General features: G+C 70.5%; 17 protein-coding genes. 5 read left to right on the top strand and 12 right to left on the bottom strand.

Translation table 11 applies throughout. From position 1 onward, the window contains the following. Window position 1: 1 nt before the first annotated feature. Together ACWD38_RS11200 and ACWD38_RS11195 are read right to left on the bottom strand one after the other, a co-directional pair. Window positions 2-2,380, bottom strand: a complete 2,379-nt coding sequence (locus tag ACWD38_RS11200) for an ATP-binding cassette domain-containing protein (protein ID WP_450124006.1) — start codon at window positions 2,378-2,380, stop codon at window positions 2-4. Window positions 2,381-2,710: 330 nt separating this feature from the next. Continuing rightward, complete coding sequence (locus ACWD38_RS11195; RefSeq protein WP_450124005.1) at window positions 2,711-3,628, bottom strand: LysR family transcriptional regulator; 918 nt, start codon at window positions 3,626-3,628, stop codon at window positions 2,711-2,713. A gap of 138 nt (window positions 3,629-3,766) precedes the next feature. On the opposite strand from ACWD38_RS11195, the gene ACWD38_RS11190 reads away from it, so the two are divergent. After that, the gene (locus ACWD38_RS11190; RefSeq protein ID WP_450124004.1) at window positions 3,767-4,519 is read left to right on the top strand and encodes an SDR family oxidoreductase; all 753 of its coding nucleotides are present in this window, start codon (window positions 3,767-3,769) and stop codon (window positions 4,517-4,519) included. Between the two features lie 133 nt (window positions 4,520-4,652). Here ACWD38_RS11190 and dnaB read toward each other — a convergent pair whose 3' ends face one another. From dnaB to ACWD38_RS11160, 6 genes are all read right to left on the bottom strand, one after another. Further along, entirely contained in the window at window positions 4,653-7,037 is a 2,385-nt protein-coding gene (dnaB, locus tag ACWD38_RS11185; protein WP_450124003.1) for a replicative DNA helicase, read from the bottom strand. A gap of 637 nt (window positions 7,038-7,674) precedes the next feature. Further along, window positions 7,675-8,127: a 50S ribosomal protein L9 gene (gene rplI, locus ACWD38_RS11180; protein WP_184484102.1), complete on the bottom strand. Its 453-nt coding sequence runs from the start codon at window positions 8,125-8,127 to the stop codon at window positions 7,675-7,677. Between the two features lie 90 nt (window positions 8,128-8,217). Then, window positions 8,218-8,457 (bottom strand): 30S ribosomal protein S18, encoded by a 240-nt coding sequence (gene rpsR, locus ACWD38_RS11175; protein WP_184484100.1) that lies wholly within the window; start codon window positions 8,455-8,457, stop codon window positions 8,218-8,220. 47 nt (window positions 8,458-8,504) lie between these two features. Next, the gene (locus ACWD38_RS11170; protein WP_184484098.1) at window positions 8,505-9,002 is read right to left on the bottom strand and encodes a single-stranded DNA-binding protein; all 498 of its coding nucleotides are present in this window, start codon (window positions 9,000-9,002) and stop codon (window positions 8,505-8,507) included. A gap of 99 nt (window positions 9,003-9,101) precedes the next feature. Then, window positions 9,102-9,467 carry a 30S ribosomal protein S6 gene (gene rpsF, locus ACWD38_RS11165; RefSeq protein ID WP_184486008.1) on the bottom strand — a complete coding sequence of 122 codons (366 nt, stop codon included), beginning with the start codon at window positions 9,465-9,467 and terminating at the stop codon, window positions 9,102-9,104. A gap of 234 nt (window positions 9,468-9,701) precedes the next feature. Then, on the bottom strand, window positions 9,702-10,694 hold the full coding sequence (locus ACWD38_RS11160; RefSeq protein ID WP_184484096.1) for a hypothetical protein: 993 nt from the start codon (window positions 10,692-10,694) through the stop codon (window positions 9,702-9,704). Between the two features lie 229 nt (window positions 10,695-10,923). Between ACWD38_RS11160 and ACWD38_RS11155 the strand changes: the two genes are divergently transcribed. After that, on the top strand, window positions 10,924-11,694 hold the full coding sequence (locus tag ACWD38_RS11155) for a deoxyribonuclease IV (RefSeq protein WP_184484094.1): 771 nt from the start codon (window positions 10,924-10,926) through the stop codon (window positions 11,692-11,694). A 92-nt stretch (window positions 11,695-11,786) separates the two neighbouring features. Next, on the top strand, window positions 11,787-13,169 hold the full coding sequence (locus ACWD38_RS11150; protein ID WP_450124002.1) for a glycosyltransferase family 87 protein: 1,383 nt from the start codon (window positions 11,787-11,789) through the stop codon (window positions 13,167-13,169). Here the strand turns inward: ACWD38_RS11150 and ACWD38_RS11145 are convergent. The 3 genes from ACWD38_RS11145 to ACWD38_RS11135 all read right to left on the bottom strand — a co-directional run bounded on the left by ACWD38_RS11145 (window position 13,145) and on the right by ACWD38_RS11135 (window position 18,902). Further along, on the bottom strand, window positions 13,145-14,815 hold the full coding sequence (locus ACWD38_RS11145) for a glycosyltransferase family 87 protein (RefSeq protein WP_450124001.1): 1,671 nt from the start codon (window positions 14,813-14,815) through the stop codon (window positions 13,145-13,147). The genes ACWD38_RS11150 and ACWD38_RS11145 overlap by 25 nt on opposite strands. A 79-nt stretch (window positions 14,816-14,894) precedes the next feature. Next, window positions 14,895-18,395, bottom strand: a complete 3,501-nt coding sequence (locus ACWD38_RS11140; RefSeq protein ID WP_450124000.1) for a transglycosylase domain-containing protein — start codon at window positions 18,393-18,395, stop codon at window positions 14,895-14,897. A gap of 102 nt (window positions 18,396-18,497) precedes the next feature. Further along, on the bottom strand, window positions 18,498-18,902 hold the full coding sequence (locus ACWD38_RS11135; protein ID WP_343071644.1) for a DUF5318 domain-containing protein: 405 nt from the start codon (window positions 18,900-18,902) through the stop codon (window positions 18,498-18,500). A 727-nt stretch (window positions 18,903-19,629) separates the two neighbouring features. On the opposite strand from ACWD38_RS11135, the gene ACWD38_RS11130 reads away from it, so the two are divergent. Further along, complete coding sequence (locus tag ACWD38_RS11130) at window positions 19,630-20,718, top strand: inositol-3-phosphate synthase (protein WP_184484086.1); 1,089 nt, start codon at window positions 19,630-19,632, stop codon at window positions 20,716-20,718. Window positions 20,719-20,939: 221 nt separating this feature from the next. On the opposite strand, the gene ACWD38_RS11125 is transcribed toward ACWD38_RS11130, so the two are convergent. Further along, the gene (locus ACWD38_RS11125) at window positions 20,940-21,788 is read right to left on the bottom strand and encodes a GGDEF domain-containing protein (protein ID WP_184484084.1); all 849 of its coding nucleotides are present in this window, start codon (window positions 21,786-21,788) and stop codon (window positions 20,940-20,942) included. A 334-nt stretch (window positions 21,789-22,122) separates the two neighbouring features. On the opposite strand from ACWD38_RS11125, the gene ACWD38_RS11120 reads away from it, so the two are divergent. Continuing rightward, window positions 22,123-23,433: a glycosyltransferase 87 family protein gene (locus ACWD38_RS11120; protein WP_343071643.1), complete on the top strand. Its 1,311-nt coding sequence runs from the start codon at window positions 22,123-22,125 to the stop codon at window positions 23,431-23,433. The last annotated feature ends 70 nt before the right edge of the window (window positions 23,434-23,503 follow it).

The following is a 23,503-nucleotide window of genomic DNA, read 5'->3' as shown; positions in this document are numbered from 1 at the left end:
CTCACGCTCCGACGTAAGCCGCCAGGTGCTCGCCGGTGAGCGTGGAGCGGTCGGCGACCAGCTCGGCGGGCGTGCCCTCGAACACCACCCGGCCACCGTCGTGCCCCGCACCGGGACCGAGGTCGATGATCCGGTCCGCGTGCGCCATGACGGCCTGGTGGTGCTCGACGACGAGCACCGACTTGCCGGCGTCGACCAACCGGTCCAGCAGCCCGAGCAGCTGCTCCACGTCGGCGAGGTGCAGGCCGGTCGTCGGCTCGTCGAGGACGTACACGCCGCCCTCGTCGCCCAGGTGGGTCGCCAGCTTGAGCCGCTGCCGCTCGCCCCCGGACAACGTCGTCAGCGGCTGGCCCAGCCGGAGGTAGCCCAGCCCGACGTCGGCCAGCCGCGCGAGGATCTTGTGCGCGGCGGGCGTGCGCGCCTCCCCGGCGCCGAAGAACTCCTCGGCCTCCGACACCGGCATCGCCAGCACCTCGCTGATGTCCCGCCCACCGAGGTGGTGGTCCAGCACCGCGGCCTGGAACCGCTTGCCCTCGCACTCCTCGCAGGTCGTGGCCACGCCCGCCATCATCGCCAGGTCGGTGTAGACGACCCCGGCGCCGTTGCAGTTCGGGCAGGCGCCCTCGGAGTTCGCGCTGAACAGCCCCGGCTTCACCCCGTTGGCCTTCGCGAACGCCTTGCGGATCGGGTCGAGCAGCCCCGTGTACGTCGCCGGGTTGCTGCGCCGCGAACCGCGGATCGCGCCCTGGTCGATCGTCACCACCCCGTCGCGCCCCGACACCGAGCCCTGGATCAGCGAGCTCTTGCCGGACCCCGCCACCCCGGTGATCGCGCACAGCACCCCGAGCGGGATGTCGATGTCGACGCCGGTCAGGTTGTGCGCGGTGGCGCCGCGGACCGCCAGCACCCCGGTGGGTTCGCGCACCGAGCCCTTGAGCGCCGTCCGGTCGTCGAAGTGGCGGCCGGTGATCGTGCCGCCCGCGCGCAGCCCGTCGACGGAACCTTCGAAGCAGACGGTCCCGCCCGCCGTGCCCGCGCCCGGCCCGAGGTCGACGACGTGGTCGGCGATCGCGATCGTCTCCGGCTTGTGCTCGACGACGAGCACCGTGTTGCCCTTGTCCCGCAGCCGCAGCAGCAGCGCGTTCATCCGCTGCACGTCGTGCGGGTGCAGCCCGATCGTCGGCTCGTCGAAGACGTAGGTGACGTCGGTGAGCGAGGACCCGAGGTGGCGGATCATCTTGGTCCGCTGCGCCTCACCGCCCGACAGCGTGCCCGACGGCCGGTCCAGCGACAGGTACCCCAACCCGATCTCCACGAACGAGTCGAGCGTGTGCAGCAGCTTCTCCAGCAGCGGCGCCACCGACGGCTCGTCCAGGCCCCGCACCCATTCGGCGAGGTCGCTGATCTGCATCGCGCACGCGTCGGCGATGTTGATCCCGCCGATCTTCGACGACCGGGCCGCCGCGCTGAGCCGCGTGCCCGCGCACTCCGGGCAGTCGGTGAAGGTGATCGCCCGGTCCACGAAGGCGCGGATGTGCGGCTGCATCGCCTCGCGGTCCTTGGCCAGGAACGACTTCCGGATCCGCGGGATCAGGCCCTCGTAGGTCACGTTGACGTTGTCGACCTTGACCTTGGTCGCTTCCTTGTGGAGCAGGTCGTCGAGTTCCTTCTTCGTGTACTTCCGGATCGGCTTGTCCGGGTCGAGGAAGCCCGAGCCCATGAAGATGCGCCCGTACCAGCCGTCCATGCTGTAGCCGGGGACGGTGAGCGCCCCCTCGGCGAGGGACTTGTCCGCGTCGAACAGCTGCGAGTGGTCGAAGTCGGTGACCGCGCCCCGGCCTTCGCAGTGCGGGCACATGCCACCGGTGACGCTGAAGCTGCGCCGTTCCTTCACGGTCTGCCCGCCGCGCTCCACGGTGACCGCGCCCGCCCCGCTGATGGAGGCGACGTTGAAGGAGAAGGCCTGCGGTGAGCCGATGTGCGGCCGCCCGAGCCTGCTGAACAGGATGCGCAGCATCGCGCCGGTGTCGGTGGCGGTGCCGACCGTGGACCGCGGGTCGGACCCCATCCGCTCCTGGTCGACGATGATCGCGGTGGTGAGCCCTTCGAGGACGTCGACGTCGGGCCGCGCCAGCGTCGGCATGAAGCCCTGCACGAAGGCGCTGTAGGTCTCGTTGATCATCCGCTGCGAGTCGGCGGCGATGGTGCCGAACACCAGCGAGCTCTTGCCCGAGCCGGACACCCCGGTGAACACCGTGAGCCGCCGCTTCGGGATCTCGACGCTGACGTCCTGGAGGTTGTTCTCCCGAGCGCCCTGCACGCGGATCAGGTCGTGCGTGTCGGCGATGTGCGGCTCGGTGGTCGTGGTCGCCCTGCTCATCGCGTCTCCGTCCGTCGCGCGGGCCGCACCTGCGCCGGTCCTGCCCGGACGGGCGTAGAGCGTTGTCCCCTCGGTTCCCCCATGCATGGGCCCGCGCGGTCGCGTGCGTAAGCAGTCAGCACCGTCGGCGAGTCGCGGGCAGGCCTGTCCACAGTACAGTTCGCGGGCGCCATACCAGCGGCAACGATCGGTTCGAGGGCGCTGATCAGGCTCGCCTACCGCGAGCAGCCGCGCGCGGTCGCCGACCGGGTTGCGGGTTCTCGCCTTCGCCATCAGCCGGCACTGCGGTCTCTCAGCCTGGGATCGGGTCGCAGGTCCGTGTCATCGCCCTCAGGGGACGAGGTACCTGGTCGCGGACTCCCGGAACTGGGCGACCAGCGGGCTGCGGTCGCCGGCGCGGGTGGCGACGACCACCTGGCAGGGGTCGATTCCCTCGACCGGGACGGTGGTGAGGTCGTCCCGGAGGGCGCAGCGCCGGTCGTTGGCAGGCACGAGGGCGACTGCGCGTCCATCCGCGACGACTTCGAGCTTGTCCTCGAACGTGTCGACGAGCATCGGGCCGACCGGAGCCCTGCCATCACCCGGGCGGGGTTCCAGCCGCCAGAACCCGGTCCAGACCGCCGCCATTCCGGCACAGGCGACGAGGGGTTCGTCGGCGAAGTCCTCCGCGCGCACCGACTCCTTCCCGGCGAGGCGGTGGGACGCGGGCACGAGCAGTGACCTGGGTTCGTCGTAGAGCGTGGTCACGTCCAGGTCGTCGGCCGGGATCGGAAGCGGCGTGCGGGCGACCAGCACGTCGACTCGACGGTCGGGCAGGGCGCCGGTTTCGTCCCAGTCCAGGTGACGAGTGCGGACGTGGGCGTCGGGATGACGACGGCGCAGGTCCCGCACCGCGAGGGTGACGATGAGATCTTCCACGTATCCGACGGTGACCGTTCGCGGCGGCGCGGCGGCACGAGCGGTGTGCACCGCCCGCCGGGCGGAGTGCAGGAGTTCCTGTGCTCGGGGGAGGAAGGCCGCGCCGGCGGCGGTGAGACTGCTGCCCTGGGTGGTGCGCTCCAGCAGGCGCACCCCGAGAGCGTCCTCCAGCCGCTGGATCTGGCGGCTCAGCGAAGGTTGAGCGATGTGCAACGCCGCTGCCGCCCGGGCGAAGTTCAGGTGCTCGGCGATGACCGTGAAGTACCGAACCAACCGCAGGTCGAGGTCTGAGCCGAGATCGGGCGCCGCAGGGGGCGGATTTTCGGACACCCGGCAACCCTACGCGTGATAGCGATCCTGCATGACGGGGTGCGAAACGGGTCTTGGACGCCCGGCTCGAACGGCTGTTGACTCGGTGTCATCCAGCTGGGGGCCGCCCCTCCGGCACGAGAACATCGAGAACGAGGGATGTCCGACATGGTCAGGTATGAAGACCGACGCGTTGTGATCACAGGAGGCAGCAGCGGCATGGGTCTGGCCACCGCATCGCTGTTCGTCGACGAGGGGGCCCGCGTGCTGATCACCGGGCGCGACCAGACCGCCCTGGATGCCGCCCGCGAGAAGCTCGGCGAGAACGCGATCGCGGTCCGCGGCGACGCGTCGTCGTTGCCCGACATCGGTGCCCTGGCTGACCGGGTGAAGGCCGAGTTCGGCACGGCCGACGCCCTGTTCGCCAACGCCGGTGTCAACGGTTTCGCCCCGTTCGAGGCGACGAGCGAAGAGCTCCTCGACGAGCTGCTGGCCATCAACGCCAAGGGCCCGTACTTCACGGTGCAGAAGCTCGCTCCGCTGCTCACCGAAGGCAGCGGCGTGGTGCTCACGACGTCGGTGGCGAATGTCCTGGGCATGCCGATGCTCAGCGCGTACGCGGCCAGCAAGGCGGCCCTGCGCTCGATGACCCGCAGCCTGGCTCGGGAACTGCTCCCGCAGAAGATCCGCGTGAACGCGGTCAGCCCCGGCCCGATCGACTCCGGAATCCTGGAGAAGACGATGCCTCGCGAATCGGCCGCGCGAACGAAGGCACAGATGGCTGCGGACAACCCCATGTTGCGCGTGGGTGCCCCCGCCGAGGTCGCCAAGGCGGTCGCGTTCCTCGCGTTCGACGCCACCTACACGACCGGAGCCGAACTCGCCGTGGACGGCGGCGGCTCCCAGCTCTGACCGCCCCGCCCCGAAGCCGGCCGGGGGAGCCGGGACACCTGAACACTCGAAGATCGCGGTCGGCGACCTGACGATCAACGACCCGTTCCCGGTCTTGATGGCGCCGAGCCGGACGAGAACCTGCAAATGGCGGCTATTCCGGTGCCATGTCCACGAAACGGCTGTAGTGCAGCTGGTGGGCGACGGTGATCGTGCTGGTCGGACCGGCCCGGTGCTTCGCCAGGATCAGGTCCGCCTCACCCATCCGCGGGTCGTCCCGCTCGAACGCGTCCGGCCGGTGGATCAGGATCACCATGTCCGCGTCCTGCTCCAGCGAACCGGATTCACGCAGGTCGGAGAGCTGGGGGCGCTTGTCGTTGCGCTGCTCGGGACCACGGTTGAGCTGGGAGATCGCGACGACGGGGACTTCGAGCTCCTTCGCGAGAAGCTTCAGGTTACGGGAGAACTCCGAGACCTCCTGCTGCCGCGATTCGACGCGCTTGCCCGAGGTCATCAGCTGCATGTAGTCGAGCACCACGAGCTGGATGTCGGCGCGCTGCTTGAGCCGCCGCGCCTTCGCGCGGATCTCCATCATGGTCAGGTTCGGCGAGTCGTCCACGTACAGCGGTGCTTCGCTGATCTCGCTCATCCGGCGGGCCAGCCGGGTCCAGTCGTCGTCGGTCATGCGGCCACCGCGCATGTCGCCGAGCCGGATGCGCGCCTCCGCGGAGAGCATGCGCATCACGATCTCGGTCTTGCCCATCTCCAGCGAGAAGATGACGCTGGCCATGCCGTGCTTGATCGACACCGTGCGGGCGAAGTCCAGGCCGAGCGTGGAGTTGTGCGTGGGCACCATGCCGCGACCGGCCAGGTACAGGTGGTCCGGGGCGTCGACCTCGACGCAGCGCACCGGCACGCTCGGCACTTCGCGGATGCCGACGACGGCGCGCAGCGGCAGCTCGTGGTCCTGCCGGGCCTTCTTGTGCTCGGTGTTCTTCGCGGGCAGCCGGAAGACCTCGTCGGCGCCGCTGTCGAAGACGAGCGCGACGCGGTCGAAATCGCCCTGCTCGGATTCGGCGATCCGCGCTCCGCAGGTGTAGCCGAGGCTGAGCACGAGTTCGCGGACCCGCACCGACAGCGGCTCGCTGATCTCCAGGCGCAGCGCGCCGTCGGCGCTGACCGAGCCGGCCGCGTCGAGCAGCCCGGCCAGCAGCGCCCGGCGCTGCTCCTCGCTGGCGCGCAGGTAGACCAGCGGCAGGTCGTGGTCGTCCCACGCGCCGAACCGGCCGAGCGCGGCGGGGATGTCGACGCCGAAGGCGGGTTTCGCGGCGTCGTCGGGGGCGGGGGAGTCGTCCGGCTCACCGGCGCCGTCCGGGTCCGGCGGGAACTCGACGACGGCGCCGACGGGGGTGACCTGCGCGCCTTCCGATTCCGATGCGTGCGCGAGCCCGGCGAGCTCCAGCAGCTCCTGGTCGCCGTGCACCTCACCGGAGTCGTCGCCGGCCGCGAGCCACACGCCGAGCGCGTAGGGCGCCACCGGCAGCTCCTGCTGGGGCAGCCGGAAGCCGCCGTGCGCGGGCAGTTCCGGGCGGGCGCCGTCGGCCGCGAGGTCCGCGGTGGTCCGCACGCCGCCGTCGGCGAGCCGCCACTGGTGCTCGGCGTCGGCGATGATCACGCCGCCGTCGGAGAACTCGATCTCGTAGCACGGGCGGTCGGCGAGCACCTCCGTCGCGCGCAGCACCCGCACCGGGCGGCCCGCGGAACCGATGAGCTCGTCGCCGACGGCGACCTCGCCCATCGTGGTCCAGCCGCCGGGGGTGGGCAGCGGGGTGTCCAGCGCGAGCGCCTTGCCGACACCGGGGCGCGCCGCGACGATGATCATCTGGCCGGGGTGCAGCCCGTTGGTGACCTCGTCCAGATCCGTGAATCCGGTGGGGATGCCCTGGGACTCGCCGCCGCGCGAGGCGATGGCGTCGATCTCGTCCATCGTGGGCTGCAGCAGGTCTTCCAGCGCCGCGTAGTCCTCGCTGGTGCGCTTCTCCGTCACGTCGTAGATGGCGGACTGGGCCCGGTCGACGACCTCTTCGATCGCGGAGCCCTCGGCACCGTGGTAGCCGAGCTGCACGATGCGGGTGCCCGCTTCGACGAGGCGGCGCAGCACGGCCTTCTCGGCGACGATCTCCGCGTAGTAGCCGGCGTTGGCGGCGGTGGGCACGCTGGCGATCAGCGTGTGCATGTAGGGGGCGCCGCCGATGCGCTGCAGCTCCTGGCGGCGTTCGAGCTCGGCGGAGACGGTGATCGCGTCGGCGGGCTCACCGCGGCCGTAGAGGTCCAGGACGCAGTCGTAGATGGCCTGGTGCGCCGGGCGGTAGAAGTCGTTGGGCGTGAGCACTTCGACGACGTCGGCGATGGCGTCCTTGCTGAGCATCATGCCGCCGAGCACGGACTGCTCCGCCGCCAAGTCCTGCGGGGGTTGGCGTTCGAAGCCGTGATCCCCGTTCGACGCGGGTTGAGCGCCTCGTTCGTCTGCCAACGCCACCGGTACCCGTCACCTCCGACACCGTCGCCCGCCACCGCTGCGGGCGGCCTTACTGGTCGCGCGATCCATGGCCGACGCCGTCGACCGCGCTCGCCGACGGTGTGCGGCTGCGAGCCGCGCCACCTGATCACGAACCGTCACGCGCGGGCGCGTCGGCGAAGCTAGATCGCCCGCATGGACCAAGCAAACCGAGCTGTGGACAAGCATCGGGACAACCTGTGGATACCTGGGGACAGGTTGGGGATACCTGGGGACAACTCGGTGGAACCGATGGGGACAACCTGGGGACAACCGACCAAGATCATCCGAAAAGCGCAGGTCATCCCATGTGGACTACTTGTGGAAAAAACTGTTGAAAAACTCCCGGCGTGTCCCCGGGAAGTTGCCTGTTCGGCGTGTCGAGCTCGATGGCACACGAACCATTTCCGTGACCGTCAAGCCGACGATCAGGTGATCACCGTGGTCACGGCCGAAGCAGCCGGACACCGCGCGGCGGAACGGACTCGCGGGTCGATCGCCCGGCACCACGCGGAACGCTGATCCGGCCCGCCCCGGAAACCGGGGCGAACGGGATCAGCGACCGGAACCGGAAGTCCGGGCCAGCGCCCGGACTTCCGTCCACCGAATGCGTGCCAGGTCAGCTCGCGGCCGACACCTGGACGTTCACCGACGCCTTGACGTCGGGGTGCAGCCGGACTTCGACGCCGTGCTTGCCGAGGTCCTTGATGTGCCCGCGCAGGTCCACCGAACGCTTGTCCAGGTTCGGGCCACCGGCCTTGCGCACCGCGGCCACGACGTCGGCGGCGGTGATCGAGCCGAACAGCTTGCCCTGCTTGGAGACCTTCGCGGTCAGCGTGACCGCTCCGAGCTCCTGCAGCTGGGCCTTCAGCTCCTGCGCGTGCTCCAGGTTGCGAACCCGGCGCGCCTCCTGGGTGCGACGGATCGTCTCGACCTGCTTCTGCGCGCCCTTGGTGGCGACGATCGCCAGGCCGCGCGGCAGCAGCAGGTTGCGTGCGTAGCCGTCCTTGACCTCGACGATGTCACCCGACTCGCCCAGGCCGGTCACGTCAGCAGTCAGAATGATCTTCACGACGTGTCTCCTTCTAGCGTCTCTCACGAGGCCGCGGGCATCCGGATCCGCGCGGCACGTGGCGGCGCGGAGCGGATGAGCGGTCTCGAATCAGCGGGCGGTCGAGGTGTAGGGCAGCAGCGCCATCTCGCGGGCGTTCTTCACCGCGATGGCGACGTCGCGCTGGTGCTGGCTGCAGTTGCCGGTCACCCGACGGGCACGGATCTTGCCGCGGTCGGAGATGTACTTCCGCAGCAGCGTCGTGTCCTTGTAGTCGATGCTCTGCGCCGCGCGGTCCTTGCAGAACACGCAGACCTTTTTCTTCGGCTTGCGCACAGGCGCCTTGGCCATGGTCTTCCTCCTGAAAAGCTAATACGAGTCGAGTGAGCGCGCGGGCGTCAGAACGGCGGTTCGTCGCTGAATCCGCCACCGGAAGAACCGGCGGGCGGAGCCGAACCCCACGGGTCGTCGGCGGGCGGCGCGGACGCACCGCCACCGCCGCCACCGAAACCACCGCCGCCGCCACCGCTGCGGCTGACCTTGTTCACCTTGGCGGTCGCGTACTTCAGGGCTGGCCCGATCTCGTCGACCTCGAGCTCGACGACGGTGCGCTTCTCGCCTTCCTTCGTGTCGAAGGAACGCTGGCGCAACCGGCCCTGCGCCACGACCCGCATGCCGCGGGTCAGCGTCTCGGCCACGTTCTCCGCGGCCTGACGCCAGATGTTGCAGCGCAGGAACAGCGCCTCGCCGTCCTTCCACTCGCCGGACTGGCGGTCGAAGGTGCGCGGGGTCGAGGCGATCGTGAAGTTCGCCACGGCCGCGCCGGAGGGCGTGAAGCGCAGTTCCGGGTCGGCGGTGAGGTTGCCGACCACCGTGATTACCGTTTCACCGGCCATCGCCTGGACTCCGTCCTTGACATGCGAGGTCTCTTGAAATGCGGGTCACCTGAGTACGGATCGCCTGCCTGCGAACCGGGAAGATCCGGTCGCGGTCGCTCAGGCCGAGGCCTCGGAGCGGTTGGCGTGCTTGGTCGCCTTCGCCGCCGCACGGGCGACGCGGGCCGCCTTGCGCGGTTCGGCGATGCGCCGCTGCACCTTGGTGCGCAGCACCGTCTCGTTCAGGTTCAGCTGGCGGTCCAGCTCCTTGACCGAGGCCGGCTCGCTGTTGAGGTCGACCACGACGTAGATGCCCTCGGCCTGCTTCTCGATCTCGAAGGCGAGGCGACGACGGCCCCACACATCGAGCTTCTCGATGCTGCCACCGTCGTTGCGGATGACCTTGAGGAAGTTTTCCAGGGACTGAGGCACAGTGCGCTCGTCCAGGCTCGGGTCGAGGATGACCATGAGCTCGTAATGACGCATGAAGACCACTCACCTCCTGTGGACTCACGGCCACGGACTTTCCGTGGCAGGAGGGTCGTTCACGAACTCGACAAGGCTAGCAACCTGGTCCGACGACCTGGAGAGCCGGGTGCCGAACGTCCGCCGGAACGAGCGGAAACGATGAATTCGACATTTCCGATCGCGAGGAGCGGAAATGTCGAATTCGATCTTCACGACGCATTCGGCGACCCGCGCGCGGATCGCCGCGCGGGATCAGGCGCGGCGCAGCACCCAGGTGCGCACCAGCGCGGCGGTCACGCCCGCCAACGAGATCGCGGCGATCAGCACCGGCAGCGCCACCCGGTTGCCCTGCCCCATCGGCAGCGCCTCCGCCTTGCCTGCGGCGCGGACCTCTTCCTGCGCGGCCAGCTCGGCCCGTTCCCTCTCCTGCGCCGCGGCCTGCTCGCGCAGGTCGCCGACGTTCGGCGTGAACCCGGGCACCGCGCCGAACTGGGCCTGCGCCCACGGCGGCAGCGCACCGGGCATGCCGGGAGCGCCGGAGGCGTAGCTCGGCGGCACGACGACGACCGGGGCGCCCGTCCCGTACCCGGGTCCGCTCGGCACGGCCGATCCCGGCGCGGTCGGCTGCACGCCCGGCTCGTTCGGCTGACCGCTGGACGGCGGCGCCGACGGCTCGGTGGGCTCGGGCTCCGGGGACGGGGGCGGCGGCGGGGGCTGCTCCTGCCCGGTGACCTTCGCGCCGAAGCAGCCGAGCGCGGCGAGGTTGCGGACGTGCTTGCTCACCTCGGCGCCGCGGCCCTGCAACGACGACAGGCCGTCGATCTGCGGGGTGAACGACTGGGCGAGGCTCTTGCCGCTGAACTTCTGGGTCTCCTCGGTGACCGTGCCCAGCGAGATCGCGCCGGTCCCGGCGAACTCCTGCTTCGCCTGGTCGGCGACGTCGAAGCCGAACGGGAACACCAGCAGCGTCGCCTGGTGCACCTTGTCGTCCAGCGTGGCGGGGGAGGCGAGGATGTTCTGGCCGAACTCGGTGCTGTCGGTCGTCCCGCCGCACTTCTCGACGACGACCGAACCGGCGGCGCTCGCGCTGCCGGCGCCGAGCAGGCTGCTCGCGGTGACCAGAGCGCCGACGGTGCCCGCCGCGAGCACCCGGCCGAGGCCGGACCGGCTCGCGCGGCTTCTGCGGATCAACGGGTTGACCTGGGACGACGGACCCCGATCAGGACGCATGCCTTCGTCACTCATGGTTCCTCCCCGCTTCACGACCCCGTGACACCCGTTCACTCTTCTAAGGAAAATAACGTGTGAACCATGGCAATGGTGACGGCCTGCACATGAAAACTTCGCAGAATCCGCATCTTGGGAAACCGGATCGATCGAGAAACCCGATCAGCCCGCCGAGCGCGGAGCCCGCGCCGCCGTGCCCCGCACCCGCCGGACGAGGAGGCCCCGCCCCGGCGGTTAAGCTGCGGGAATGCGCATTGGGGCTCACGTCCGGGACGACGATCCGATCACCGCGGCCGCGGAGCGGGGCGCGGAGGTCGTGCAGTTCTTCCTGTCCGACCCGCAGGGCTGGAAAGCCCCGAAACCGCACCCGCAGGCCGCCGAGCTGCGCGACAGCGACCTCGAGGTGTTCATCCACTCGCCGTACGTGATCAACGTGGCCTCGTTGAACAACCGGATCCGCATCCCCTCCCGCAAGTCCGTGGCGCAGCAGGCGAAGGCCGCCGCCGAGGTCGGCGCGCGAGGCCTGGTCGTGCACGGCGGGCACGTCACCAAGGACGACGACCCGGCCGAGGGCATCGCGAACTGGCGCAAGCTGTTCGAGCGCCAGGCCGACGAGGGCGGCTTCGCGGTCCCGGTGCTGATCGAGAACACCGCGGGCGGTGCCAACGCCATGGCCCGCCGCTTCGACATGCTCTCCCGCCTGTGGGACGCGGTCGGCGAGTTCGGCGCCGGGTTCTGCCTGGACACCTGCCACGCGCACGCCGCGGGGGAGGACCTGCCGGGCATCGCCGAGCGGGTGCGGTCGATCACCGGCCGCATCGACCTGGTGCACCTCAACGACTCGCGCGACGCGTTCGGTTCCTCCCGGGACCGGCACGCCAACATCGGCGCGGGCGAGATCGACCCGGACGTGCTGGTCGCGGTGTGCGACACGGCGGACGCGCCGGTCGTGGTGGAGACGCCGGGGGACGGCCAGGCCGACGACATCGGTTACCTCCGCGACAAGGTGCGCGGTTGATCGGGACCGGCCGCTAGGGTCGGCGGAACGCGACGCGCGGCTCCACTCGGCGCGGACGCATCGCGGACCGGACCCGGCGGGGAAGGACACCGATGCGCGAGCAGCTCCCGGCCGAACCGGCGGCCGACGGTCCCTGGAACGCCGGGCGGCGCCTCACCTTCGCGGCACTGGCGCTGTTATGCCTGATCACCGCGTTGACGCTGGCGGCGGGCTATGCGAACAAGGCTCGCTGCACCGGCCCCGAGTTCAACGAGTGGGGCCGGTCCGAACCGGCGTACCAGGAACGCGCCTACACCGAGGCCTGCTACTCCGACATCCAGAACCTGTGGGTCGGCCGGGACATCGACCGGCACGTCTTCCCGTACGTGCACGGCGGGATCGACGAGGACGGCTCGCTCTACGGCGGCGTCGTGGAGTACCCGGTGCTGTCCGGGTTGCTGATCTGGCTGGGCGCGGTGTTCGTGGACACCGACGCCGGGTTCCTCGCCGCGTCCGCGCTGATCATGGCTCCGTTCGGGCTGGCGGTGGCGTGGTGGCTGGGCCGGTTGAGCGGGTGGCGGGCGTTGCTGTGGGCGTTGAGCCCGCCGCTGGTGCTCTACGCGTTCCACAACTGGGACCTGCCGGTGGTGGCGTGCGCGGTCGCGGCGGTGCTCGTGGTGCACCGCGGCGGGGCCTGCCCGCGGCGCCGGGCGGTGCAGGGCGCGGTGCTGCTCGGTGCCGGGTTCGCGTTCAAGATCTACCCGGGCCTGTTCGTGCTGCCGTTGGCGCTGTTCGTGCTCACCGGCGGCCGGGACGGGGCGGCGCTGCCCGCGGGCAAGCGGGTCGACGTGCGCGGTGCGCTCGCCGTCGTGGCGGCCGCGGCGGGAACGGCGGTGCTGGCGAACCTGCCGTTCGCGCTCGCCGGGTTCCGCGGCTGGTGGGCCTCGTTCCAGTTCCAGTCCGACCGCGACGTCGACCTGAGCACGAACTCCATCTGGTACTGGGGATCGCGCGGTTTCGCCGACGTCGACGGGTTCCAGGAGGCGATGAGCGTCATCTCCCCGGTGGCGATGCTGTTGTCGTTCGCCGCCGCGTGCCTGGCAGGGCGGTGGGTGCAGCGGCGGACCGGGACCTACCCGTGGATCCAGGTATCGGCGGCGATGCTGTGCGGATTCCTGCTGCTGCACAAGGTGCACTCGCCGCAGTACACGTTGTGGCTGCTGCCGTTCTTCGTGCTGCTGCGGGTGCGCTGGGGCTGGATCGCCGCGTACCTGCTGGCCGATCTGGCGATGGGCATCAGCATCTTCCGGTGGCTGGGCGAGTCGAACGGGATCGGCGACGGGTTCACGGCGCAGGCCCTGATGATCGGGGTCTGGGGCCGGGCGGCGCTGCTGGTCGGCTTGTTCCCGGCGTTCCTGGGCGCGAGGTCCACCGTCGACGAGGACGAGCGCACCGCCGCGCCGATTGCGGATCAGCCGACGCGCTCCCCGTGCTGAGCGCGTGAGCCGACGGGTCCGCCGACGGTGCGCGCCCAGCCGCCGATGCGCTGCGCCGCGCCGCGCGGCCACGGCAGCGTGACCCGGTCCGGCGCGGCGTCGAGGAAGCCGCCCGACGGGTCGTCCACCGCCGCCCGGCCGCGCGAACCCGCGGGGTCCAGCGCGCGGCGCACCCGGTCGGTGGCCGGGTTCAGGATCTCGTGCACGACGAGCGCGCACAGCGCGATCACCACGAGGTCGCGGATCAGCACGGCGCCGAGGAACCAGCCCTCGGGCAGGCCCTTGTTGCCGGTGCCCAGGTAGTAGTACATCCGCGGCGCCCACACCGCGGCGTCGACGATCATCCAGGTCAGCACCCAGCGCCAGCGCGCCACGGCCAGCACCGCCAGCGGCACCAGCCACAGCGAGTACTGCGGGCTCCACACCTTGTTGGTGAGCAGGAACGCGGCCACGACCAGGAAGCACAGCTGCACCAGCCGGGGCCGCACCGGCGCGGCCAGCGCCAGCCAGCCGATCACGGCGCAGGCCAGCGCGAACAGCCCGAGCGACACCGCGTTGAGCACCACCGGCGTCTGCCCGGCGGCGAGCGGCCCGTCGAATCCGGCCCAGCCGGTGAAGTAGGACAGCGCGTTGTAGAGCGAGTCGGGGTCGGCGGCGCGCGAGGCGTTGAGCCGGTAGAACTCGCCCCAGCCGACGGGGTAGAGCAGCAGGATCGGCAGGTTCACGACGAGCCACGCGGCGACCGCGCCCGCGAGAGCGCGCCCGCCCGCGCGCATCCGCCCGGACCGCAGGCAGAGGACCAGCAGCGGGCCGAGGAACAGCAGCGGGTACAGCTTCGCCGCGCCGCCGAGGCCGATGAGCACCCCGGCGAGCCAGGGTCGTCGCCGGGACCACGCCAGCAGGCCGCCGACGGCGAACGCGGCGGCGAGCGTGTCGAAGTTGGTGAAGGCGTGCACGAACACGAGCGGGCTCAGCGCCACCAGCGCCGCGTCCCACACCCGGCGGCCCGCCAGTCCCATGACCGCCCACACGGCGACGAGCCAGGCCCCGGTGAGCCAGAAGGCGGTGACGTTGAAGTACAGGACGGTGACCATCGCCGCGGGCAGCAGGCCCATCCCCGCCAGCGTCGCCCAGCCGTCGGTGATCTTCGCGTTGAGCCACTGGAAGACGCCGGTGACCACCGGATATTCCATGTACTGCTTGTCCTGCGGCGCCGCTCCGGGGCTCTGCGTCCACGGCGTCTTGTACGGGAACACCCCGTCCGGGGCCAGGTCGCCCATGCCGAAGCGGGGGATGATGTCGGAGTAGCACATCGCCGTGTACTGGCGGTTCGCCCGCCAGTCCAGCTGGGTGCCCTGCGAGGTGTCGTAGGTCTGCAGGCACGGCGCCTTGAACAGCCACGCCGCGGCGAGGGTGATCATCGCCAGCAGCAGCAGCACGCGCAGCGGGGTCCAGAACCACTGCCTGCCGACCTGCGCGTGCCGTCCGAGCGGGCCGCCGAGGGGGCGGGACAACGCCGCCGCGAGGGGCTCGGTCCAGGTCGGTGCGACCCGGTCGGCCGCGTCCAGCGAGTCGCCGTCCACTGCCGCGCTCACCTTGTCGGGCTCCTCGGGCTCGGTGACGGCGTGCTCGGGCTTGGTGGACACGCCCGGATGCTACGGCGTTCGAGTGGTTCCCCCACGCCCGCACCGGGTGGCTCCGCGAGCCACCCGGTGCGGGCCGGGATCATTCTCCGTCGCGGCCGCGGGTCGGGGCCACGCCGTTCGCGCCGCCCGGACCGTCGTTGCCGGGACCGCCCTCGTCGTTGCCGCTGCCGGGCGGGCAACCGAGCCAACCGCAGTCGCCGGACGGGTCGGAGCTCTCCGACTCGCTCTCCGAGGTCTCGCTCTCGCTGCTGGTCGGCGGCTGCGTGGACGTCTCCGGCGGTGCCGAGGTCGGCGGCGGGGGCGGCGGCGCGCTCGTCGTCGTCGGCGTCGGCGGCAGCTTCTGCTCGAACTGGCCGATCGGGGACGGCTTCGGGAACTGCTCCACCGGGAGGTTCTGGTGGTAGCTGTTCATGAACTCCTGCCAGATGTCACCTGGCAGGCCGCTGCCGTAGATGATCTTGCCGCTGGCTTCTTCCACCGGAATCGGCTTGCCGTCCTGGTCGGCGAGCATGCCGACCGCCGCGGACAGCTGCGGCGTGGTGCCGATCATCCAGGCGTTCTGGTTCTTCTCGGTGTCGAAGTACTGGTGCGTACCGGTCTTCGCCGCCACCGGCCGGTCCTTGTTCAGCGACAGCTTGGCCCGGTCGGCGACACCGAGCATCGACTCGATGACGTTCGCCGCGAGGTTCTTGCTCTCGGAGGCGCTGTCCGCGAACGCGGGCTTGGAGGGTTCCGGAGCGAACTCCTCGGTCTTGACCGCGTTCTGGATCTTCTGCACGAACTGCGGGTGCACCTGCTTGCCCTCGTTCGCGAACGTGGCGTAGGCAGCGGCCATGTCGACGGTCCGCACCGGGTAGGCGCCCAGCGCGATGCCGGCGTCGACACCGCCCTCGGAGTTCTGCAGCGTGGGCTCGCCGTTGTACTCGGCCGGGATGCCCGCCTGGATCGCGGCCTCCCGCACCGACGGCGTCCCGAACTTCTCCGCCATGCGCACGAAGACGGTGTTCACCGACTTGTCCATGGCCTCGCGGACACCGCAGTACTTCGGGTTGTCGCACACCGAACCGGGAGCGTTGCCGAACGTGGTGCCCAGGATCTCCTGGTGGTCGCTGCCGTCGTAGTACTCGCCGATGCCGTAGTCCTTCTCCAGACCGGCCATCACCACGAACGGCTTGAACGACGAACCCGGCGGCTGCGGCGAGTCGGCGTAGTCGAAGTACACCTCGTTGCCACCGCCGTAGTAGGCGCGGACGCCACCGGTCTTCGGGTCGACCGCGACCAGCGAGGTGCGCAGGTTCTGCGGCTGGCCGTTGAGCACCTTGGTGACCGCGTCCTCCGCGCTCTTCTGCGCGGCCGGGTCGATGGTCGTGGTGATCGTGTAGCCGCCGAGGGTCAGCGCCTGCTCGTCGTAGCCTTCCCGCTCCAGCTCAGCGAGGACCTGCTTGCGGATGTGCAGCTGGGAGGCGTTGCCGTCGGGCTTGCTCTTCCACGCGTCGCGCTCCCGGGTCTCCGGCAGCGCCATGCCCGCGCGGACGTCCTGGGTGACGAAGTTGTTCTTCAACATCTGGTCGGCGACGTAGGTCCAGCGCCACTGGCCCTGCTCCTGGTCGACCCTCGGGTCGTTGTCGGTGGGGCGCTGCACCATGCCGGCGAGCACCGCGGCCTCGCTCGGGTTCAGGTCCTTCGGCAGCTTGCCGAAGTACGCCTCCGCCGCGGCGTGGATGCCGTTGGCACCGCGGCCGTAGTAGGCGGTGTTCATGTACGCCTTGAGGATGTCGTCCTTCGACTGCTGGTTGGTCACCTTGTAGGCGACGACGACTTCCTTGACCTTACGAGTGATCGAGTACTCGTCCGCGTCGAGCGCCAGCTTCACGTACTGCTGGGTCAGCGTGGAACCACCACCGGCGCCACCGGCGATCTGGTTGTAGACGGCGACCATGATGCCGCGGATCGAGAAGCCGGGGTTGGTGTAGAAGGTGGCGTCCTCGGCCGCGACCGTCGCGTCCCGCATCGGCTTCGAGACCTCGGCGTCGAGGTCCCGGATCATCGTCATCGAACCGCCCTCGGGCTCCACCCGGGTGAGCTCCTGGCCGTTCGAGTAGTTGATCGTGATCGTCTGCTCGGTCTTGCTGGCGATCTCCTCGGGGTTCGGCACCGGCCACATGGCGTAGCCGTAGGCGAAGGTGCCGATGCCGATCAGCAGCATCGCCGCCGCGGCGACGTAGCAGCTGCGGCGGATGCGACGCCAGATCACCTTGCGCTTGGCCTTGCGGGCGCTCAACTCGTCGTCCGGGTCGAGCAGCTCGTCGTCGGGGCCGTACCCGTCATCGCCATGCCCGCCGTCCCCGTACCGGCCGTCGTCGTAGCCGTCGTCGTAGTCGTCGTACCGGCCACCCTCGGAGTACGGGTCGGACGAGTAGTAGTCGTAGGAGCTCTGCGTGGCCTCGTGGGTCAGCAGCTGCGGTTCGCGCGGGGCGTCGTTGCCGGAGGCACCGCTGCCCGCGCCCATGCCCGCGGCACCGGCGGCACCGGCTCCGGCGGCACCCGCGGCTCCACCGGCGGCACCGCCACCTGCGGCAGCGGCGGCTCCGCCGAGCGCGGCGGCACCGGCCACCCCACCCACGACGCCACCGGCCGCGGCGGCTCCACGACCACGGCCGCGGCCCTGGTCCTTGCCGTCGCCGGGGGTCTGCGGAATGTTCTCGGTGGGCCGCTCACCGGGAGGCACGGCGGCCTGCGAGGGCCTGCCGGGCGGCGGCGGGACCTGCCGGGTGCTCTGCTGACCGGGCGGCGGCGGGGGCACCTGCCGCGTCGGCTGCTGGCCGGGGCGCTGCGGCTCGAACTGCTGGGTGCTCTGCTGATCCGGCGACGCGGGCTGCTGCGGCGAACCGGGCTGCTGAGCGGCACCGGACTGCTGAGAGCCGGGCTGTCCCTGCTGCCCGGCACCGGCCTGGCGCTGCGCGCGCTGGTCGGGTGCGGGCGGCGGCTGCTTCGTGAACGAGGTGGGCAGGTCGAGCTTGCGACCGCTCTCCCCGGAGTCCGCGGCGGCGCGCTTGCCGGTGGGCGCGTCGTCCTCGTCGTCGAACGACGGGGTCCAGGCGCCGGTCTGCTCGCTCGGAGCCTCGGCGTCCTTGCCCGATCCGCGCGGCGGCGCGCTCTCGCCGGGCCACTGCGGCTGGTCGCCGCCCTGGCGGGGCCGTCCGGGCGGAGGCTGCTGGCGCGTGCCCTCACCCGGCCGCTGCTGGGCGCCGCCCTGACCTTGGCCGGGCGGTGGGCCCGCGGGCCGCTGCCCGGCGCCGCGCCCCGGCGGGGGGTTCTGCGGCGCGCCGGGCGGCGGCCCCTGCGGGCGCTGCTGCTGCCCACCGGGTCGCTGACCGCCGGGCGGCGCGGGGTTCTGGTTCTGCGGTCCGGGCGGCCGAGCGCCCGGCGGCGTGCCGCCCGAAGGCGGCGGCCCCTGCGAGCGCGGAGCCTGCTGCCGGGACGTGGGGGGCGTGGCCCGGTCGTCGGGGGAACCGGGGTTGCGACCTTCGGGCTGCCGGGAGTGGCGGCCACGAGCTGGGTCGTCACGCTCGTCGTTCACGAGTTGGCCTCCAGGACAGGCGTCGTGCGACGCCAGGTGATGCATTCACGTCGGGGTAACCCCGCATCCTGCGGGGCGGTGCTTCTTGCGGTCACGGCCGGTTCACTCGGCCGCAGTCTTGCGCCGTGGGCGGCGATTGTTCAAGTCGCCGTTTCCGAGGACGTATGACTGCACCAGGTGGTTCCAACTGCATGTGCGGCAAACCTCGACGACATGCACGGTGAACTCAGCGAACAGGCCCGCCAACCGTTCCAGCTCGTCAGGACCTCGGGCGGAGCCCGACGCGTGCTTGAGCTCGTCGCCGAAGATCCACGAGACCAGCGTGAGGGGTTCCTTGCGGCAGACCGGGCAGGGGACCTCGCTGGGCTGACCGTGGTACTTCGCCGCCCGCAGCAGGTACGGATTGGCATCGCAGACCTCTGTCACCCCGACTCGACCAGCGTGGACCTGCGCGAGCAGCGACCTGCGCTGCAACGCGTAATCCACCACTTGCCGTTGGGTCCGCACGAGGAACAGGGTACGTGTCCGATGCCGGTGCTCCATGCGCCGTTAGGGGCAGGGCCTGCTTCCGTCGCGTGACCTGGGATGTCGTCAGCAGCGAGGTTGGTCTCGACCTGGGATGACCAGGGGAGGGCCGAAGATATACTCCTTTCTCGGGCAAGTACGGCTGGGACGGCTCGAGCGCGGGAGGTGCGGGTGCGCGAACTCGCCATGCCCGAGATCCCGCAGCACGCCCGGCCGACCGGGCCCGAACTGCGACGACGCCCTCCGGACGGCCGCGACCGCCGGGTGTCGCGCTGCAGGATGTTCTACCCGACACCCGCTCCGCGCCCGCACGCCGGGTTGATCTTGAAACTCGGCAGCGGCGCAGGTTTCGGGACCAATCGGACCGGTCCCGAGCCGCGCGGAGCTCGGCGCACCGCCCGCCGCTCGGCGAACGTGACCGATGGCACGGGACGGATCGGACGATTCCGGCCGATCCCGGCGAACAGCCCCCGATTTCCGGGAACAGCGCGCGCCGACCGGCGGTTGTCGCAGGGGAGACCGGTGCGCGCGCCGGTCACCGGAGGGCGGCGGGAGCCCGCGGTGACCACGCGGCACCGGTCAACGGCTTGCCGAGGGGAGAACGCCGACGTCGTCGCTCTCCCCTCACGACCCGCGCGCACGTCGGCGGTCTCCAAGCGCGGATGAGCGAGAAGAAGGACTACACATGATCAACAAGGAGGACCCTGCCATGAGCACAGACCGTCGCGAGGGCGCGGTTCGAGTGGCGATCGCCGGCGTGGGCAACTGCGCCGCATCCCTGGTGCAGGGCGTCCAGTACTACGCCGACGCCGACCCGGACGCCCGCGTGCCCGGCCTCATGCACGTCCGGTTCGGCGAGTACCACGTGCGCGACGTCCAGTTCGTGGCCGCGTTCGACGTGGACGCGAAGAAGGTCGGCAGGGACCTCTCCGAAGCCATCGTCGCCAGCGAGAACAACACCATCAAGATCGCCGACGTGCCGCCGCTGGGCGTGCCCGTGCAGCGCGGCCACACCCACGACGGCCTCGGCAAGTTCTACCGCGAGACGATCACCGAGTCCGACGAGTCCCCGGTCGACGTGGCGCAGGCGCTGCGCGACGCCGAGGTCGACGTGCTGGTGTCGTACCTGCCCGTGGGTTCCGACGAGGCGGGCAAGTTCTACGCGCAGGCCGCGCTCGACGCCGGAGTCGCGTTCGTCAACGCGCTGCCCGTGTTCATCGCCTCCGACCCGGAATGGGCCGCGAAGTTCACCGAGGCCGGCGTGCCGATCGTCGGCGACGACATCAAGTCCCAGGTCGGCGCCACCATCACGCACCGGGTGCTCGCGAAGCTGTTCGAAGACCGCGGCGTGCACGTGGACCGCACGATGCAGCTCAACGTCGGCGGCAACATGGACTTCCTCAACATGAAGGAACTGGAGCGGCTGGAGTCGAAGAAGAAGTCCAAGACCCAGTCGGTCACCTCGCAGGTCCAGCGCGACCTCGACAAGCGCAACGTGCACATCGGTCCGTCGGACTACGTGCCGTGGCTCGACGACCGCAAGTGGGCCTACATCCGGCTGGAGGGGCGCGCGTTCGGCGACGTGCCGCTGAACCTGGAGTACAAGCTGGAGGTGTGGGACTCGCCGAACTCGGCGGGGATCATCATCGACGCGCTGCGGGCGGCGAAGATCGCGAAGGACCGGGGGATCGGTGGCCCGATCCTGTCCGCTTCGTCGTACTTCATGAAGTCGCCGCCCGAGCAGTACTCCGACTCCGAAGCCTACGAAGCGGTTGAGTCTTTTATTCGCGGGGAGTGAGTTCCGGCGGTCGTTTTGCCCGGGTGTCCGGGTAGCGGAACCTCAGGTGGTCTCTCGCTGCGGGATCTTTTTCCCGAGTGGCTCCGTCACGAGGGAAAAGCTGTCCTCGCGAGAGACCACCTGAGAACCCGCCGGTGAGGGCTTTTCGACGTGGGCTATGCGCTGACGCGCATACAAGCACGGCCTTCGGCCGCAAGGCAGGCTTCGCTTTGCTCGCCCGGTCAGTGCTGGAGTTGTTGTTCTGCTCTGGAGAGGACCGCGTGGGCCGTGGCGTTGCCGTTGGTGGTCACCCAGGAGACGCGGAGGTTGGGGCGGATCCGGGTGGAGCCGATGCGCATCGGCCAGCTCGCCATCCGGCGGGCCTGCTGGGCGATGGCCTCGCCGTTGCCGTGCGGGTGGTCGGCCACGAGCGCGAACTCGTCGCCGCCGTAGCGGGCGACGGTGTGCTCGTCGGACATGCCTTGGCGGAGCCGTCCCGCGAGGGTGCCGAGCAGTTCGTCGCCGCGGGCGAACCCGTGCTCGGTGTTGAACGCCGCGAGCCGGTGCACGTCGAGCAGGACCAGCGTGGTGAGCATGCCGCGGGTGCGAGCCCGCACCAGGGACTGCTCCAGGCGGTCCAGCAGCAGCGCGCGGCCGGGCAACCCGGTGAGCGGGTCGAGCAGGCCGCGGCTGTGCCCGACGTCGGTCTGCACTGCCTGCAGCAGGATCAGCACGCGGCGCTTCCCCTGCGCCCGCACCGCGTGGTAATCGGCCCAGAGCCGGGTCGGATGCCCACCCCGTTCGACGACCATCGGGGTGGACAGCGGTGAGCCGGCGCGCAGCACCTGCCCGGCCAGCTCGGACCAGTCCGGCATCGCCGCACCGGTGTCGTCGCGCACCTTCCAGCCGCTGGGACGCGCGCCGGTGAGCAGATCGGACTTCGTCAATTGCATGAGGTCCGCGGCGACGTCGTTGGTGGCGAGCACCTGGCCGCGCTCGTCCGTGAGCAGCACGCCCACGGTAAGCCCGGTGATCAGCTCGTCCCAGATCGGCGGCAGCTGGGACGGTGCGGTCACGTCGAGGACACTCATTCGGCCCCTCCTCCCCACCAAACGGAGCAGTCCACTGGACTCTCCTCTGCGGAGAGGTCCGAATTCAAGAGCATCACTACCACCCGTAATGGTGGTATTTACCGAGCGCGAATAACGCTGCGTCAGCAACTACCCGGGTCAACCAAAAAGGACCACCCGATGCGGGAAACGAGCCGTCCAGAAGACGGATGATCTTCGATTGCGGACCGCCCTGCGAGCCGTTCCGGTTCCGCCGGGCTCCGGTGCGATCACCGGCTGCCTCTACGCTGGTGCGGGCCGCTCGAGATCGGCGGCACCCCCGCATCGATGACCAGGACGGTGAACCCCCGTGGCCGTGAGCGGACCGGACGACGCGACGCGACGACCCTTCGGCGACCTGATACGAGCACTGGCCCACGAGCACCGCAGGCTGCTGATCGCGATCGGCGTCGCCGAGCTGCTCGCCGTGCTCATGGTCTCCACGATCAGCCCGCACGACCACATCGACGGCGAGGTCTACCGGTTGGGCGCCCGCGCCTGGTTGCAGGGCAAGGACATGTACGGCCCGCTGCCCGCGACGGAGTCGGGGCTGAAGCTGCCGTTCATCTACCCGCCGTTCGCCGCGATCCTGTTCAGCCCGCTCGGGCTGGTCCCGAAGATCCCGGCCGTCGTGATCATCATGCTGATCTCGCACGTCGCGCTGCTGACGACCTTGTACCTGGTGTTCAACGCGTCGACCTTCCTGCGCGGGCAGCGGGACCGCGTCGTGCTGTGGACCGCCGTGGTGCTGCCGCTGGCGACGCTGTCCGAGCCCGTCATGGAGACCCTCACCTACGCGCAGATCAACCTGGTGCTGATGGCGCTGGTCGCGGTGGACTGCCTGTGGCGCACCGAACCCGGCCGCAAGCTGCCGTACCCGCGCGGACTGCTGATCGGCATCGCGGCCGGGATCAAGCTGACCCCGGCCGCGTTCCTGCTGTTCTTCCTGCTGCGCAAGGACTTCAAGCCGATCGCGACGGCGATCGCGGGCTTCCTCGGCACGGTGCTGATCGGCATGGTGCTGGCCTTCGAGGGCACCCGGCGGTACTGGCTGCACGAGGTGATGGCCACCGGGAACGTGTCGTTCGGCCCCACCTTCACCGGCAACGCCTCGGTCTACGCCGGAAACCAGTCGGTGCGGTCGGTGCTGACCAAGCTGGGCGTCGGCAACGTGTCGATGGTGTTCGTGGTGGTGGCGCTGCTGGTGCTGGCGCTGGCGGTCGCGGCCATGGTGCACGCGCTGCGGCAGCGGGACCTGCCGATGGCGATGACCCTCAACGGGCTGCTGTCGCTGATGATCTCGCCGATCTCCTGGTCGCACCACTGGGTGTGGGCGATTCCCGGCCTGGTGCTGCTGGCGGGGGCCGCGGTGCGCCGCCAGGACTGGGGCCTGCTGATGATGTCCGGGCTGGCCGCGTCGTTCTTCACCCTCGGGCCGATGTGGAAGGTGCCGCAGGGCAAGGGCCGGGAACTGCGCTGGAACGTGCTGGAACACCTGGTGGGCAACGCCTACGTGTACTTCGGGCTGGCGCTGCTGGCCTACTACGCCTACGGCCTGTGGCGCTCGCACCGGCTCGCGAGCCGGACCCCCGAACCGGACGAGCCGCAGGTCTCCGCCCCCGCCTGATCGGGCGGAGAACCCCGCACGGCACGCGAAACGGCCGCCGGACCTGATGTGGTCCGGCGGCCGTTTCGGT

Source organism: Saccharopolyspora sp. NPDC002578 (assembly GCF_053592695.1).
This window is presented reverse-complemented; position numbering and strand designations above follow the sequence as displayed.

Excerpts from the sequence above, each read along its gene's own strand:
- ACWD38_RS11200 (WP_450124006.1), bottom strand. The coding sequence starts at position 2,380 with ATGAGCAGGGCGACCACGACCACCGAGCCGCACATCGCCGACACGCAC.
- rpsR (WP_184484100.1), bottom strand. The coding sequence starts at position 8,457 with ATGGCCAAGGCGCCTGTGCGCAAGCCGAAGAAAAAGGTCTGCGTGTTC.
- rpsF (WP_184486008.1), bottom strand. The coding sequence starts at position 9,467 with ATGCGTCATTACGAGCTCATGGTCATCCTCGACCCGAGCCTGGACGAG.
- ACWD38_RS11125 (WP_184484084.1), bottom strand. The coding sequence starts at position 21,788 with ATGAGTGTCCTCGACGTGACCGCACCGTCCCAGCTGCCGCCGATCTGG.
- ACWD38_RS11190 (WP_450124004.1), top strand. The coding sequence starts at position 3,767 with ATGTCCGACATGGTCAGGTATGAAGACCGACGCGTTGTGATCACAGGA.
- ACWD38_RS11130 (WP_184484086.1), top strand. The coding sequence starts at position 19,630 with ATGAGCACAGACCGTCGCGAGGGCGCGGTTCGAGTGGCGATCGCCGGC.
- ACWD38_RS11170 (WP_184484098.1), bottom strand. The coding sequence starts at position 9,002 with ATGGCCGGTGAAACGGTAATCACGGTGGTCGGCAACCTCACCGCCGAC.
- ACWD38_RS11155 (WP_184484094.1), top strand. The coding sequence starts at position 10,924 with ATGCGCATTGGGGCTCACGTCCGGGACGACGATCCGATCACCGCGGCC.
- ACWD38_RS11150 (WP_450124002.1), top strand. The coding sequence starts at position 11,787 with ATGCGCGAGCAGCTCCCGGCCGAACCGGCGGCCGACGGTCCCTGGAAC.
- ACWD38_RS11160 (WP_184484096.1), bottom strand. The coding sequence starts at position 10,694 with ATGAGTGACGAAGGCATGCGTCCTGATCGGGGTCCGTCGTCCCAGGTC.